Genomic DNA, 15,843 nt, shown 5'->3' with positions numbered 1-15,843 from the left:
GATTGAAGATTGAAGAGTGAAGAGTGCTAGCTGGTCATGCTGGGACGATGGAGAACCCGATGCGTGACGGCGTGTTGATTTAGTGCACGTTTGGGCGTTTTCGTTTAACGGCAAGCCGCAGGCGCCTGCGTTTTCAAACTCTGTCGCCTGCGGCTTACCGTTAAACGATTAAATCAAAACACGTGAGCGAGGGATACTTCACCTTTGTCCGACTACCAGCGATCCCTCGCTCACGTCTCGGGTTGTCATTCGCAGTGAGATCCACTACCGCGGGCCTAATAATTTGAATTCGATTTCGGTTTCGTGGTCGCTGTCGTCGGCGACCTTCAAGGTTGCCGGACGGTTTCCCACTCCACGCGTGATCGTGGGGGCGAACTCGACGCTCAGCGGCACCAACACGTTACCACCTGATGGCAACGACAGTAGCTCTTTCTGAATGACTTCTAGCGTCACGCCTTCGGGCTGAGCGACCGAGATCGTGTAAACCTGGTCCGAGTCGGTACGATTGACTAACCGCAACTTGAATGAGTTCCCGACCATCCCTGCATTGGAAATCGAAAACGGTGCTCCCTTGCCGCGCAGCAACCGGGCGTCGAAGCCGACCTTGCTCATTACCGCGAAAAAGAACCCGGTCGAAACGGCTAGCAAGATGATCGGATAAGCGATCGTGCGGGCGCGGAAGAGCTTCTTGGGCTTGCGTGCCAACTCATCTTGCGAACTGTATCGAATCAAACCCGGCGGCAATCCGACTTTCGCCATCACACTGTCGCACGCATCGATGCACTGCGTGCAATTAATGCATTCCATTTGCAATCCCTTGCGGATATCGATGCCGGTCGGGCACACGACGACGCATTGATTGCAATCGACACAATCGCCGGCCGGCTCGACCTCGGTCCGTTTGCCCTTTCGGCGTGGTTCGCCACGGACCGGGTCGTAGCCGACGATTTTGGACTGCTCGTCCAACATCACCGATTGAAAGCGCCCATAAGGGCACGCGATCAAACACATCTGTTCGCGAAAGTACAAAAAATCGAACATCATCGCGAGCGTCGTTCCTGCCATCACGACAAAAGCCGACGGGTGTTCCAACGGTGACGAACGTACCCATCTCGCCAACGTGTCGGTTCCGACGAAATACGCCAAGAACGTGTGAGCCAAAAACATGCACAGGATCAAGTAGACAAGAATTCTGGCAACCCACCAAAAACCAGGGATGCCCCCACGAGGCCTACCGCCCTTACCCACCGTGCCTTCGAAAAAACGATCGATCGGGCGGAACAAGAATTCCATGTAAACGGTTTGCGGGCACGCCCATCCGCACCACGCGCGACCGGCGATCGCCGTGACCAGCACGATCGTGACGAACACGGTCAATATGAACAACGCCAAGATCAACGTGTCGGTCGGGTAGAAGGTTTTGCCGAGCAACGTCAATTGGCGTGAGACAAAGTCCAACAACACCACCGGTTTGCCGCCGATCCGCAGGTGCGGGATTACGACAAACACCACCATCAACACGTACGCCACAACGCGACGACGTTTCCACCAAGTTCCCATCGCCAGTTTCGGCCATAACCAACGGCGACTGCCGTCACGTTCGAGCGTGCTGAGGACGTGTTCTTCGGGAGCCAAAAGGGCGTCGTTGGATGAGGTATCCATGTTCTTTCGAGTGATGTGGAAAAGGTCTCCACCACCTATTTTTCCTGGGGCGATTCGCTTGTTTCGGTCTTGTCGGAATCGCAAGTGCAATTGGCACACTTGCCGCATCCGCCGCTGCGGATCGGAAGGATTCCCGGTGCCGGAGCGCTCAACTGGTCCGGCAAACGATCATGCGAGTGCCCGTGCGAGTGAGTGCTGCCGTCCGTAGCGATGGGGTTCAAGTCATTCATTCGTTCATTCCTTGTTCGAATCATTTTCAGTGGTCGTTTCGGATTCGGCAGTCGCTTCGGGCCACGGGGCGATCACATTGCCCTCGGCACCGCGTGGTCCTTCGAGCATCTTGCCACGCATCGTGGCGACGTACGACGACACCAACACGACCTCGTTGGGATGCAAACGGTTGGACCATTTCGGCATCGCGCCGGCGGCCGCGCCGTTATTGACCACGTGGGCGATGTCTTCGATCGTTTTGACGTTCTTGTAATGTTCGTCGGTCAAGTTAGGGCCGACCTTGCCTTCGCCTTCGCGGCCGTGACAGGACACGCAGTGCGTTTGAAAGACGATCTTGCCAACCCGCATCCAGTTGTCCTTTTCCATGTAGTTGACCAACGTGGTCGCGTCGGGTTGCAGTTCACCGATCTCTTCAAATTGCAATCGCGTATTCGCGGCCAACGCCACACCATAGCCTTCCTCGATCGAACGGCCGGGGGTCCCGCCGTGGTAATAGAGGTAATAGAACGGGCTGAACACGATCGTCGCGACGAACAACCATTTCCACCAACCGGGCAACGGATTGTCGAACTCTTCGATTCCGTCGTAGGCATGATCGGTCTTGGGAGATTCATCGACTCTTGGAGAATCACTGGCCGGTTTATTGTCCATTCTTCCCATACTCATTGACGGGGATCCTCCACATTGTCGGTCAACGGAATCGACGCAAATCGATCCGACGCTTCTTGGCTGAGTTTCAAGGTTCCATAAGTGATCGTGGCGAACGCCACCACGAACAGCGCCAGTGCCCATTCGGCACACGCCGAGTAGTCCAACGCACACACCAAATCTTTAATCATCTCAAGAGTTCCCTTCGAGTTGCGAGGACGTTCGTGCGACTTCGGCGTCGGCTTCGGTCGGTGCCGCTTCGTCAGCGGCCGGTACCGCTTCGGCGGGCTTTTCTTCTTCGGCGAACAGGTCGATGCCGACTCGTTGCAAGTAAGCGATCAATGCGACGGCCTGTTTCTCATACGTCTTCGCCGGACCACCCTGTTCAACGATCTCCGCCGCGATTCGCTCGGCCTGCTTCATCGCCACTTCGGCCGTGTTGTTGAGCTCTTCGTCGGTGTACGGAGCCCCCAAGAACGCGGCGGCTTTGACGTGCGGCGCGATCGCGTCGTACTTCATGTCTTCGGCGAGCAAGTGCTCGTACGCCGGCATCACACTGCCCGGCGACACGTTTTCCGGATTTTCGAAGTGCGTCCAATGCCAAAAGCTACTTTGCTTGCCGCCTTCGCGAGCCAAGTCGGGACCGATCCGACGACTGCCCCACTGGAACGGTCGGTCGTAGATGAACTCACCCGGCTTGCTGTATTCGCCATAACGTTTCGTTTCGGCAACCATCGGACGGATCATTTGCGAGTGACAGTTGTAACAGCCCTCCGAAACGAAGATGTGACGACCGGCCAGTTCCAACGGGGTGTACGGCTTGACCGTCGCGATCGTCGGGACGTTCGTGCGGATCAAGAACGTCGGAATGACTTCGAACAACGTCGCAATCACCACCGACAAAGTCACCAAAACCGTGAACTTGACCGGCAAACGCTCCCACCGACGGTGCCATCCCATCCGTCCGAATAGATCCAACTTCTTGCTCAACTCCAACACCGGTGCGCCTTCGAGTTGGCTCTTGGTCTTCGCCTCGACGACGTTGTATTCTTTGGTCAGTCGGGGTGCCGTTTGAACGGGAACGTCGTAAACCGATGGACGATTCAACCACGTCATCAGAGCGTTGATACCCAGCATCACGGCGCCGCTGACATACAACAAACCGCCAACGACCCGCAACCACCAAAGCGGCACGATTGATTGAGTCGTTTCGATGAAGTCCGGGTACATCAAGTGACCGGTGTCGTCCATCGCACGCCACATCCAACCTTGCATCAAACCGGCAGCGTAAATCGGAATGATGTACAACAAAATACCGATCGTTCCGGTCCAAAAGTGCAAGCTCATCAACTTGTCGCTCCACAGCTTGGTCTGATAAAGCCGCGGCAACAACCAATACAACATTCCGAACGCCATGAACCCGTTCCAACCCAGTGCACCGGAGTGAACGTGTGCGATCGTCCAGTCGGTGTAGTGAGTGAACGCGTTGATCGCTTTGATCGACAACATGGGCCCTTCGAACGTGCTCATCCCGTAGAACGTGATCCCGACGACGAAGAACTTTAACACCGGGTCAGCGGCGACCTTGTGCCACGCACCGCGTAGGGTCAACAAGCCGTTGATCATCCCGCCCCAACTCGGCATCCACAGCATCAAACTAAATAACATTCCCAACGTGCTCGCCCATTCCGGAAGCGCCGTGTAATGCAAGTGGTGCGGCCCCGCCCAAATGTAGATGAACACCAACGACCAAAAGTGGATGATGCTCAAGCGATAACTGAACACGGGACGGTCGGCGGCCTTGGGAAGAAAGTAGTACATCAATCCCAAAAACGGCGTCGTTAAGAAAAACGCGACCGCGTTGTGGCCATACCACCACTGCATGAACGCGTCTTGCACACCAGCGTAAATCGGAATACTCGCGAACGCACCGATCGGTACGACAAGGTTGTTGAACACGTGCAACAACGCCACCGTCACGATCGTCGCGATGTAGAACCACAACGCCACGTACATGTGCCGCTCGCGACGATGGATCAACGTCATCAAGAAGTTACCGCCGAAAATGAACAACCACACGACCGCGATCGCCAAATCGATCGGCCATTGCAATTCGGCGTATTCCTTGCTCTGCGTGATGCCCAACGGAAGCGTTACCGCCGCCGAAACGATAATCAGTTGCCATCCCCAAAAGTGCATACGGCTCAACACGTCGCTCCACATGCGAGCCTTGCACAATCGCTGTGTGCTGTAATAGATCGCCGCGAAAATCGCGTTGCCCGCGAACGCGAAAATCGCCGCATTGGTGTGCAGCGGGCGCAGCCGAGCGAACGAAAGCCACTGCAATCCGCCGGTGAGCGCCGGCACGATCAACAGCACGGCGACGATCAACCCCGCCAACGTAGCCACGATGCCCCACACGATCGTTGCCGTCGCAAACATTCGCACGATGCCATCGTCGTAAGTAAATTGTTCCATCCGACCGGCTTCGCTAGCCGCCAAAGCGCCGTGGCCGTCGGAGTTCGGAGTGTCGGTCGACGTCACTGTCGCCATCTTGTCCCTCTAGTCTTGTTTAAAACGGTTGAATTCAACGTGTGCGGATGGAGAGCCTCGGCGCGCTACCACGCTGGGTTGCTCTCCTTAGTACACCCGCAGTGCCAAAAGCGGTTCGATCGACTCGCCGAAGTCAAGCAATCTCGGAAATCCCTAAAACGCTAAGGTTTTTAGCAGAAAAAAAACCTTGTGCCTCGGATCGGACCGCCATGAACCGCGAGCGGAAACGCACACCTAGTGTAACGAGTGCGAGTGTGCACACCCAAGCCGCTCGCGCCAATGCGTCAATTCGCCCCAGCGCCATGTGCAGGCTGGAGCTTCAAGACTACGGAGCTTAACGAAAGTCGCCAGGTCGTGCGTAGCGAAAGTCGCCAAGACTTTCGGTGATTGGCAGTCCAAGCCGAAACTCTTGTCGAGTTTCGCTACCCTACGAATTGACCGAATCGAGCCACGAGAAAACGTCACTCAATCGGAACATCTAGTGGTGAGTCAAGTCAATGCATTGGCCAGCGGCGTCTTGGTTGAATCGTAACCCGAAGCGTGACGGGCTGTTGATCTAGTCATCATCGAAACCCGAAGCGTGAGCGAGGGATACATACAAAGGACTTAATGGCGATGAATCCCTCGCTCACGCTTCGGGTTACGATTAAATCAACACGCCCGTGAGCAAGGGATTGAGCGCCATTAAATCCTTTTTAGGTTCCCCTAGCTAACGCATTTTGAATTCGCGCCAATTGCGGGTCAAGCGTACCCGTACTCAATGAAATGGTACTCGTACTCGAAACACACGGTCGAGTACGAGAGTCTGGTTTAATGCGAGTTACCTGCCCCTTCGTTTGCATTGCGGAACTTCAAAACTCACGCATCGGGTTTCGATGTGAACCAAATCAACCGCCCGCAAACGGCGTAGGATCAGCCGAGCGGAATCGGTTCATAGCCCCATCCCCTCAACTTGCCGGCCGCGTATTCCTCAAAACGCCCCTGTTCGAGCGCCGTCCGGACTTCGCTCATCAACCGACCGTAATAAGTCAGGTTGTGGTGCGACAACAGCGTCGGGCCCAACATCTCTTTGGCGTTGAACAGATGCCGCAAGTACCCGCGACTGTGACGACATGCTAAGCACTCACAATCCTGCATCAGAGGCCGCTGGTCCTCACGATGGGTCGCGTTTCGCAGCTTCAGTGGCCCTTCGTCGGTGAACGCGAGACCGTTGCGGCCGTTGCGAGTCGGCATCACGCAGTCAAACAGATCGATCCCGCGAGCGACGTTTTCGATCAGGTCGCGTGGCGTGCCCACGCCCATCAGGTAGCGAGGCTTGTCGACCGGCAAGTGCGGCGTCGTGATCGCCGCCGTCGCGTACATTTCTTCGGGAGTTTCTCCCACGCTCAAGCCACCCACGGCATAACCTTCAAACGGCATGGCCGCCAACTCCGTCGCACATTGCCGACGCAATTGAGCATCCAAGCCACCCTGAACGATCGCGAACAACGCTTGATCCGACCGCGTCGACGCGGCGCGACAACGTGCGGCCCAGCGGATCGAACGGGCCAACGCGTCTTCGACCTCCGCTTGAGGTGCCGGCAAGGCGATCACGTGATCGAGCACCATCGCCACGTCACTGCCAAGTGCCTCTTGAATTTCAATCGAGTGCTCCGGAGTCAGCACCACGATCGCGCCGTCGATGTGGGACCGAAACGTCGCCGCCTGTTCAGTGACTTGGTTGAGCGAACCGAGCGAGAAGACCTGGAAGCCGCCCGAATCGGTCAGGATCGGCCCGTCCCACCCGCTCATCGCGTGCAGCCCGCCGAGTCTCGCGACCGTTTCATGCCCTGGCCGCAGACGCAGGTGGTACGTGTTCCCTAAGATCATGTCAGCGCCCGTCGACGCGACCTGATCGATGGTCAGACCCTTCACCGTCCCCTGCGTTCCGACCGGCATGAAGCCCGGCGTTCGCACGAGCCCATGAGGCGTATGGAATACACCCAAGCGTGCGTCGCTGAGCGGGGACGTGCGAAGTAAATCAAAGGAGAACGAAGACACTCGGCGTCAATCGCCACGCATCTTCAGGCCCAAGTCGCCGAGCTTTTCACGAACTTCGTTCAAGCTCGTCACGCCGAAGTTCTTGCACTCGAGCATGTCGTCGCCGGTCTTGCGAATCAACTCGCCGATCGTGTTGATCTGCAAACGAGTCATGCACTTGCGGGCACGAACCGACAAGTTCAAATCCGCGATCGGACGTTCGAGCAACGCTTGTTCGTCCGGTGACATGTGCGACGTGTCGATCGGCGGATCGCTGCTCTTCTTCTCGCCCGCGAATTGACCGAGCGACAAGCCTTTCTGGTTGAGCATCTCGCGGATCTCGACCAAGCTCGTTTCGCCGAAGTTCTTGCTGCTGAGCAACTCTTGTTCGGTGTGACGGGTCAGTTCGCCGATCGTTTCGATCCCCATCTTTTGCAAGCAGTTGCGGCTTCGAACACTCAGTTCGAAATTCGTGACCGGCATGTTGAGGATTTGAGCCAAGCGATCGTTGCGGCGCTGGGCTTCTTCGTCGTAGAGCATATTGCCCGTCGCCGACGCGTCCTTCATGTAAAGCTGAGTCCGCGGGTGGGCGGGGAAGCAGTCCAGGATCCGCTTGTAGCAAAGCTGAGCCTTGTCGTACTCGTTGCGGTCCTCGTACATCACGCCCAAGTTGGTCAAAGCACCGATCCCGGTCGGGAACGCCTTGGCCGCACGTTCGTACAGATGCAAGGCCTCTTCGTCATTACCGAGACGATCGTTTTCGAGTGCCAGTCCGAACAACGCACCCGCATGATTTTCGTCGGTCGAAACGGCACGCTGGTAAAGGTTGATCGCCTCTTCCATGCGGCCACCGATCAGCGCCGCCGTGGCGGCCCGCTGGTACATGTAATCGGCCGTCTGTTCGGCCGGGCCGAAGATATCATCGAGGATCGCCATTGCCTCTTCGATTTCGCCTGAATAGCGTTTCGCTTCGGCGATTCCGATCTTGCATCGATCTTCGTTATAGCCCGAAGTCTTTGCGGACTGATATGCCTCGATCGCTTCCGCGTACTGGCCTAGTTCGAACCGGCAACGAGCAGCATAAAACAACGCCATCGCGCTGCCGTCGGCGGCCGACAGCGTTTCGAGCGAGTCCCTGAACCGACCGAGCAAAAACTGGCAAACGCCCATTTTGGTACGGTTAGCGGGTGACTGACCGGAATCCTGTTCCATTTCTTGAACAGCATCACGGAGCTCGCCGAAATGGCCATAGTTTTCGGTAATGGCACGGCGGATTTCGGCGACGTCATTAGGACCGAACGAGTTGCTGTTGAGGACCAACTGCTTCAAATCGAGCACATCGAGATCGACTTCGCTCATAAGTGGGCATCCTAGAGGAGTGGCATGCGGAAGAAACGGCACGCGGGAGGCGACAGAAAAAGCCAGCGGCGGGATTTGAACCCGCAACCCTCGCATTACGAATGCGATGCTCTGCCAATTGAAGCTACGCTGGCACTCAACCAAGACGAATGAACACGGTTAAGATGGCTCAAGAATATCGACAAACCCCAAAAAACGTCAAGCCGTCCCCCGAATTTGGTCCATCAAATGCTTCCTGTTCCAGACTGCAGGCGAAAGGGTGACGGGCGACGGGCGATGGGCGACAGGTGACAGAGTGCAGGTAACATGTGATAAGGCGTGTTGACCAATTTTGGGTGTCTCAACGATCTTGATTTTCGTAACCCAGGGGGCATCTGTCCAAGCCTCAGGAATAAAAGGCAAAAAAGCGAACCCACTCTCCGGAGCGGCCTGAGCAGCGAAAAATCTCTCCACAGCCCTTGCCAACACTCTGGAAAATCCTTAACCTCTCAACCCACCAGCACCCCTAGCTCAATTGGATAGAGCATCGGTCTACGGAACCGAAGGTTAGAGGTTCGAATCCTCTGGGGTGTACTCGACTTACGTCGATTCTCCATCGGAAGTGTACCCAGAATTTTTGGGTACACTCTCTCACCGGTAATTGTGTCCGCCCATATTATGCGGTCGTTTGATTACAGCTTGACCGAGTTGAGATACCGAAATGGGGCGGGCGGATCAGCCCGCTGGAGGGTCTCCGACAACGTTCCGTTGACGCGGCCTCTTGCCACGATTGCCAAAGCCATCCCGCAAGCTTTTCTGAATAAGGGCACCCGCTCGCCCTCCTTGGAGGGGGCTTGTTTCGTTTTTGGCAAATGGCAGTTGAAATCCTTCCCGATGTGGGGAGTGAGGAAATGAACCTCCGCGTGAAATTGGAATTTTCTCGTATCCCACAATCGTAGTTAATTTGCCGCCGCTGGCGTCAGCGGATAGCTTTCGCGAAAATCACTGCCGGACCAAATTTTCTTCATGTGCAAATAAATTGCGTAGCCGTCGTTTGACGTGACCGGAGTGAGGAACGAACGCAGGCCACGTGTCGAGGCGGCGGAGCATAAACGAAGCCTTGAAACGCTGGCACACGGGCAATCTTCGGCGTTAGTGAGGCACGAACAAGCCGGAGTTTGTCGGGGTGACGAGCGGGGCTTCCCATGTCAAACGAAAGCTCCGACGCCGAAACGAGATCGCCGCCATCCGCAAACGAGCAAACCGGCCCCGCATGACTCTGAGGCAACCCCGCGAACTGGTCGCCAAGTACGACGAAGTCATCGAGCAGTTCAACGAAGCTCAGTAAGAACTAGCCCGCCTGGACTAGGCGATCACCAAACGCGAAAGCTGGGCAAGCCAAGACAGAGAGAAGACCAAAGCGACACCTTTCCGTCAAAAAGCGAACCGCCACATGTTCCAAGTCGAGGAGCATGAACGCATCCTGGCGGACCTAAATGTGAAGTTCGAGCTAGCGAAAAACAAGGTCAACGCGTTGCTTGTGCGGCTGGCGAAAATCGAGGCTCGCCCGCTCGAACCATGAACGTTTACTCGAAATCGGCCAAACCGAAGGCCGGACGTCGAAAGGTATCCGGCTCTTCTTGTTGCTTTGCCACTAATTGACAGCAATTGCAAATAACGCGGATAATTTGCCCCCATGACCAAACGTGTCACGGGGGCTACATACGCTCACCAGTAGAATTGCAATGCAACGCAGCGGTCACAAAGAAGATCGCAAATCAAATTTCTAAGACGAGCAAGCGTGATGAGCGATTATCTGAATAACGAAGAACTCGATTCAGAACTAGTAATCGGTCTTGTTTGTGCAGTTGGAACGGAAACAGGGTTGGTCATTGATCTGCTCCGAGAACGCCTCGGCAGGGTTGGCTACAGTGTTGAAGTCGTCAAGGTTTCTTCCCACGTGATTCGACAACTCGTGGATGTCGAAGACCCCGGAACGAGTCAGTACAAACGCTATTCCGACCTGATGGATGCAGGTAACAAATGTCGTGAAATGGGACTTTCGAAGGAACAGAGCGAGGATGCGGAAACACATCCAGACGACGCTGTTCTCGCTTTGGGCGTCGCAACGCACATCGCTGCTCGGCGAACTCAACTAAATACTGAACGCCGCCAGGTGGAACAGCGAGATCTTGATGGTGAACCGGAGCCGTTGCCGAAAACCGCGTTCATCATCGATTCGCTAAAACGGCCGGAGGAGGTTGAGAAGCTGCGGATCATTTATCCGTCGGGTTTTGTTTTGCTAGGCATACACGCTGAGGTCGATCGGCGTACGAAACACTTAATCGATAACAAAGGCATGTCGGAAGATGAAGCCAACAAGCTAATTGAGCGAGATCGGCAAGAGGGCGATCGCAAGCACGGCCAGCGAGTGAACTCGACATTTCACCTTGCCGACTTCTTTGTTCAAGTGACGGACAACCATGATCGACTGCGGTGTGATATTCGCCGCCTTGTCGGTCTTTGGTTTGGCGATCCGTTTGTCACGCCGACGTTCGATGAGTATGCCATGTTCATGGCCTTTTCAGCCGCACTTCGCTCGGCCGACTTGTCTCGCCAAGTTGGCGCAGTGATCACGCGAGAGAAAGAGATTTTGGCGACCGGTGCGAACGAATGCCCGTCAGCGAGAGGAGGCTTATATTGGGCAGAACGTAACCCTCAGACGGGATGCATCGAAGACGCGAAACGTGGGCGAGACTACACTCGCGAGGGTGATTCCAATCGCATCGAGCAGCTCAATATCATCAAGCGAATCATCGATGAAACAAAATCCGTGAAACCCGACTTCGATGGCGACACGTTGTTGTCGGTGCTGCGTGAGAGCGGCATTCGAGACTTGACCGAATTTGGACGAGTCGTGCATGCGGAGATGGAGGCGTTGCTAAGTTGTGGCAGGAACGGAATTTCGACGCGTGGAACAACGCTTCTTTGCACTACTTTCCCTTGCCACAATTGCGCCAAACACATCGTCGCGGCGGGGGTGGTGCGGGTTGTCTACGTCGAGCCGTACTCGAAGAGCAAGGCGCTCGAATTTCACGATGACTCGATTGTTCAAGCGGAAAAGGCCGGTAAAACGGCAGAGTCAATGGTGGTTTTCGAGCCATTCGTGGGTGTAGGGCCACGCCGATTCTTTGAACTTTTTTCAATGAACTTGGGGTCCAGCTACCCATTGATCCGAAAAAATAGAGACACTGGAGAGACCAAAGAGTGGCGTATCGAAGAAGCCCAGCTTCGTTTACAAATGAAACCACTTTCCTACTTGGGACTGGAACTTCTTGCCTGTGAAGCGTTTGGCAAGAAGGCAGCGATGAAAACCGAAAACGGAGGCGCGTCATGACTGACAAGGAAATCCGCCAACAAATTGCGCGGGCAACGGCTGAAGTTCAGACTTGGCCCAGTTGGAAGCGGAATATTTTGGTTCACAGTTCCCAGCCAACCAATTCGACTGCGAGAACACCAGTGGACAATCGCCAAACTTCAAGCAGCCAATCTGAGCCGCAGTCGCCTAGCCCCAACGAGTAGCAAAGCGTTTTGGCACAGCGGCGATAGGAAAACGACGTCTTGCAAAGTATCGCTATGCGAAGTGCCTCGGAAGCGAGATCGTGCGTTTTCTTCGAGGCGAACAACTAATTGGCGATGTCCGATTGTCGCGTTGGAATCGTTTGCTTGACCGACTCGGCATGGCATGAGTGAGATAGCTTGGCGCTCCCGAAGTATTCAAAGAGCCGTTGCCAAGTGTCGGCAACATTGTGATGTCCCTCATCCACAAGGATCATGCGGAAGTAGTCAGGGTCGAACTGTTCATACCAGCGGTTGTTTTCTCCAGCGAACTGCTGAATGTTGCCAACGACAATGTGAGCGTTGTCGCAATCGTGGTGGTTCGCTCCTGTCTTGAGTTCGGACAGGTACGCACCATCGGTGGGAACGAACACTCCACGCTTGTTATAGAAGTTGTTCGTATGGAAGGAAGGCAACGAGGATTCGCAATTGGATTTGAAGCATCCATACTGGTTGGAGATTCGCATGGTCGGCATGGATGGGAGGCCAGTGAAAACGATTCCGCTGAAGGACGGCTACTTCGAGATACAGATGCCCAAAGCCTTGTTTGAAATCAATCCGAAATCGATCTCGGTAAGCTGGATCGACTTCTACCGCTGAACAGCGATTAGTCATGAAGCTCGTTGTTCAGTCGAGCGGGATCGATACTCCCATCGCTCGACACTGGTACGGCAACGATCGAGGCGATATCGTGCTTGTGCGGCGTTGTCGGCAACCTGAAGAATGGCCAATTCACCGACCGTTACAAAGGTGGTGAGGTTTGTTCGGTCGGCAAGTTCGTCGATGGCGAAAGAACAGGGCATTGGAAGTTCTTTTCGCAAATGGAAATTTTCAATCGACTGGAACATACAACAGTGGCAAACTGGTCGGTCAGTGGAGTATCTTCGATCAGACTGGTGAAGTGGCCAAGACTGTTCAATACAAAGGAAGTAGACCATGAGCGAGGTTCACCACATCAATTGCGGGACACTTGTTGTGCCCGGCTATCCCACGGCTGTTTGTCATTGTCTTCTCTTGGAAGATGATTGCGGTTTGGCTTTGATCGATACGGGCATCGGTCTACTCGATGTGCGGGATCCTGTTGATCGTCTCGGACAAGAGTTGATCGATCTTGGCGGGTTTCAGTTCAATGAGTCGGATACGGCAATCCGGCAAATCGAAAACCTCGGATTGCAACCAGATCAATTGCGACACATTGTTCTCACGCACTGCGACCCGGATCACACGGGCGGGTTAGCTGATTTCCCCAATGCCCAAGTTCATGTCGGCAAAGAAGAATTGTCGCACGTGCAGTCTGGTCATTGGCGGTACGTGGCAAAGCAATTCGAACATAGCCCCAAATGGATGCCCCACGAAGCAAGCAATCAGAATTGGTACGGCTTGGAAGCTCGAACCGTCCAAACAGGGTTTTCATCGGAAATCTTGTTGATCCCACTGTTCGGTCACACCCTTGGTCACTGCGGCGTAGCAATTCAGCAGGGCGACCGCTGGCTACTTCATGTTGGCGATGCATATTACCTGCGAGTCGAATTGACCGAAGACGACCACCCTGTTTCCGATCTTGCTGCACAAAGAGCAGACAACGATCATTGGCGACGAGAAAGTCTTTCGCAACTACGCCGTCTGTTTCGAGACCACAGCGATGAAATCGAAATGATCGGATACCACGACGTCACTGAATTCTCCAAAGGCTTCGGTTTGCAACTCGGGTCGTCAAAGCCAAGAAATTGATGACACACAAGAAGCCCAATCTACCCGGCAAGATTTGCTTCGATTCCCCGCCACCAGATCGGCTGAAGAGCAAAAGGTTCAATCGCGGACAGCGCCGAGCGATCGGCGGGTGCGGGGTTTCGTGGGTTTGCTCGTAACCACTGGTTCACACCACGCTGAACCCGACCGAGCGCGTGCGAGTTCGGGCGATTCGGTTTACAATGCGACTTCCCGTACTTTTTTCTCTTTTGAGCTTGGTTCCCATGAAGTTTGTTTCGTTGGCGGTTGTTATTACGTTCACGTTGTTATTGAGCTGTCCTTTTACGAACACCGTCTTTAGCGACGACACACCACCGAAATACAATATCGTTTTTGCATTCGCTGACGATCTCGGTCGTTACGCCAGTGCTTATGCCGATGCGGATCATCGTTCTCCCAATGATCTCATTCGAACGCCACATTTTGATTCGGTCGCCGCCGAAGGCGTCTTGTTTGAAAACGCGTTTGTTAGCGTCCCCTCCTGTACGCCCTCGCGAGCGGCGTTCTTGACCGGGCGGCATTTCTTCCGCAACGGAAGCCACAGTCAACTGCATCATCCGTGGCATGTGTCGGCCGTCGACGGCGCTCCTCCGATTGATCCATGGGAAAATGTTCGTGGCATGGGGCTGATGCTCGACGACGCGGGCTACCACATCGGATGGTCGTACAAGATGCACTTGAGTGAAGACCGCATGGGTGGCAAAAATCGCAATTACACGGTCGCGGGAAAAGCGTTCAACCTGTTCAGCCAGAAAGTCAGCGCGGCGGAAGATCACGAAGCCGCGAAAACCAAGTTGCTCGACGAGGTTCGGGGAAACTTTGACGCGTTTTTGAGTGATCGCCAAGACGACCAACCGTTTTTCTATTGGTTCAACCCGACCAACACACACCGTGATTGGGTGCGAGGATCCGGCAAAGAGCTATGGGGCCTCAATCCCGATGACTTAAAGGGTCGATTGCCGAAATTCTTGCCGGACAACGATATCATTCGAGAAGACTTCGCCGACTATCTCGGTGAAGCGATGGCGTTCGACGCCGCCGTGGGGGTCCTGATCGAGAAACTCAAGTCGAGCGGACAATGGGAAAATACCATGTTCGTCATCAGCGGCGATCACGGGGCACCGGGATTCCCGCGAGGTAAATGCAATCTATACGACTTCGGCACACGCGTCCCGCTTGCGATTCGTCTCCCGCAATCCATGCAGCCGAGCCAACAACAAAATCCGGTGCACCGTGTGGCAACTCCTGTCAGCCTCGTTGACTTGGCACCGACGTTTCTTGATGTTGTCGGCGTACCCGCGAGTCAACCGATGGACGGTGAAAGTCTCTTGCCGGTGTTGCGATCCGCCGATCCGGATGCGGTCAAGCGAATGCGTGGGTGGGTCTTGATGGGCCGTGAAAACCATGTCGATGAATCCAGACCGGGTGGATTGCCCTACCCGATCCGTGCGATTCGCAATGAACAGTACTTGTTCATTAAGAACTTCGCTCCGGATCGCTGGCCCGTCGCCGAACCGCCGTTGTCGGCCGCGCTGCAAACGGCAACCAAGAAGAAAAACGGTGGACGACGCATGGACATCGACTTCGGGCCGACGCGTACGTTCTTTGTCGAACACGAGGGTTCCGAAGACATTCGCCAAGCCTGGGATCTGGGTTTCGCACGACGCCCGGCCGAAGAGCTTTATGACGTTCAAGCAGACCCCGATCAAATGAACAATTTAATCGACAGCCAATCGCATCAGGTAATTGCCGGAAAGCTTCGTTCGCAATTGATCCGTGAATTGACCGGCAGTGGTGACCCTCGCGTCCAGGGTGAAGGCGATGCGTTTGATCGACCTCCTTACACACGCGGTGACGAAAAGGTCGGCCAACTCGCTAAGTAGACTGTTCCAGTTTTGCAAGGCTTGATTGCTTTGGAGGCTAGCGGGCTGTTGATTTAGTATTCTTCGTAACCCGAAGCGTGACGGCGTGTTGATTTAGTTCTCATCGAAACCCGAAGCGTCAGCGAGGGATTGAGCGCCAATA

General features: G+C 54.9%; 12 protein-coding genes and 2 tRNA genes. 4 read left to right on the top strand and 10 right to left on the bottom strand.

Annotated elements, in window-relative coordinates:
* Positions 1 to 264: 264 nt before the first annotated feature.
* The 8 genes from ccoG to Pla100_RS14020 all read right to left on the bottom strand — a co-directional run bounded on the left by ccoG (position 265) and on the right by Pla100_RS14020 (position 8,606).
* Positions 265 to 1,662 (bottom strand): cytochrome c oxidase accessory protein CcoG, encoded by a 1,398-nt coding sequence (ccoG, locus tag Pla100_RS14055; protein WP_146578333.1) that lies wholly within the window; start codon positions 1,660 to 1,662, stop codon positions 265 to 267.
* A 35-nt stretch (positions 1,663 to 1,697) separates the two neighbouring features.
* Complete coding sequence (locus Pla100_RS14050; RefSeq protein ID WP_146578332.1) at positions 1,698 to 1,892, bottom strand: hypothetical protein; 195 nt, start codon at positions 1,890 to 1,892, stop codon at positions 1,698 to 1,700.
* A gap of 4 nt (positions 1,893 to 1,896) precedes the next feature.
* The gene (locus Pla100_RS14045; protein WP_146578331.1) at positions 1,897 to 2,544 is read right to left on the bottom strand and encodes a cbb3-type cytochrome c oxidase N-terminal domain-containing protein; all 648 of its coding nucleotides are present in this window, start codon (positions 2,542 to 2,544) and stop codon (positions 1,897 to 1,899) included.
* Between the two features lie 11 nt (positions 2,545 to 2,555).
* Positions 2,556 to 2,732 carry a hypothetical protein gene (locus Pla100_RS30785; protein WP_197167932.1) on the bottom strand — a complete coding sequence of 59 codons (177 nt, stop codon included), beginning with the start codon at positions 2,730 to 2,732 and terminating at the stop codon, positions 2,556 to 2,558.
* Position 2,733: 1 nt separating this feature from the next.
* Complete coding sequence (gene ccoN, locus Pla100_RS14040; protein WP_146578330.1) at positions 2,734 to 5,094, bottom strand: cytochrome-c oxidase, cbb3-type subunit I; 2,361 nt, start codon at positions 5,092 to 5,094, stop codon at positions 2,734 to 2,736.
* Between the two features lie 912 nt (positions 5,095 to 6,006).
* Entirely contained in the window at positions 6,007 to 7,134 is a 1,128-nt protein-coding gene (tgt, locus tag Pla100_RS14030; RefSeq protein ID WP_146578328.1) for a tRNA guanosine(34) transglycosylase Tgt, read from the bottom strand.
* A 6-nt stretch (positions 7,135 to 7,140) separates the two neighbouring features.
* Positions 7,141 to 8,472, bottom strand: a complete 1,332-nt coding sequence (locus Pla100_RS14025) for a tetratricopeptide repeat protein (RefSeq protein ID WP_146578327.1) — start codon at positions 8,470 to 8,472, stop codon at positions 7,141 to 7,143.
* A 60-nt stretch (positions 8,473 to 8,532) separates the two neighbouring features.
* A tRNA-Thr gene (locus Pla100_RS14020) sits at positions 8,533 to 8,606 on the bottom strand.
* A 365-nt stretch (positions 8,607 to 8,971) separates the two neighbouring features.
* Here Pla100_RS14020 and Pla100_RS14015 point away from each other — a divergent pair.
* Together Pla100_RS14015 and Pla100_RS14010 are read left to right on the top strand one after the other, a co-directional pair.
* A tRNA-Arg gene (locus tag Pla100_RS14015) sits at positions 8,972 to 9,045 on the top strand.
* Positions 9,046 to 10,255: 1,210 nt separating this feature from the next.
* Positions 10,256 to 11,848 (top strand): anti-phage dCTP deaminase, encoded by a 1,593-nt coding sequence (locus Pla100_RS14010; protein WP_146578326.1) that lies wholly within the window; start codon positions 10,256 to 10,258, stop codon positions 11,846 to 11,848.
* A gap of 289 nt (positions 11,849 to 12,137) precedes the next feature.
* On the opposite strand, the gene Pla100_RS14005 is transcribed toward Pla100_RS14010, so the two are convergent.
* Complete coding sequence (locus Pla100_RS14005; protein WP_197167931.1) at positions 12,138 to 12,536, bottom strand: DEAD/DEAH box helicase family protein; 399 nt, start codon at positions 12,534 to 12,536, stop codon at positions 12,138 to 12,140.
* 144 nt (positions 12,537 to 12,680) lie between these two features.
* The gene (locus Pla100_RS14000) at positions 12,681 to 12,872 is read right to left on the bottom strand and encodes a hypothetical protein (RefSeq protein ID WP_146578324.1); all 192 of its coding nucleotides are present in this window, start codon (positions 12,870 to 12,872) and stop codon (positions 12,681 to 12,683) included.
* Between the two features lie 133 nt (positions 12,873 to 13,005).
* On the opposite strand from Pla100_RS14000, the gene Pla100_RS13995 reads away from it, so the two are divergent.
* Together Pla100_RS13995 and Pla100_RS13990 are read left to right on the top strand one after the other, a co-directional pair.
* Positions 13,006 to 13,800 carry an MBL fold metallo-hydrolase gene (locus Pla100_RS13995; RefSeq protein WP_146578323.1) on the top strand — a complete coding sequence of 265 codons (795 nt, stop codon included), beginning with the start codon at positions 13,006 to 13,008 and terminating at the stop codon, positions 13,798 to 13,800.
* A gap of 242 nt (positions 13,801 to 14,042) precedes the next feature.
* Positions 14,043 to 15,701: a sulfatase family protein gene (locus Pla100_RS13990; RefSeq protein ID WP_146578322.1), complete on the top strand. Its 1,659-nt coding sequence runs from the start codon at positions 14,043 to 14,045 to the stop codon at positions 15,699 to 15,701.
* Positions 15,702 to 15,843: the final 142 nt, after the last annotated feature.

The organism is Neorhodopirellula pilleata (genome assembly GCF_007859915.1).
In the GTDB taxonomy this organism is placed as follows: Bacteria; Planctomycetota; Planctomycetia; order Pirellulales; family Pirellulaceae; genus Rhodopirellula; species Rhodopirellula pilleata.
This window is presented reverse-complemented; position numbering and strand designations above follow the sequence as displayed.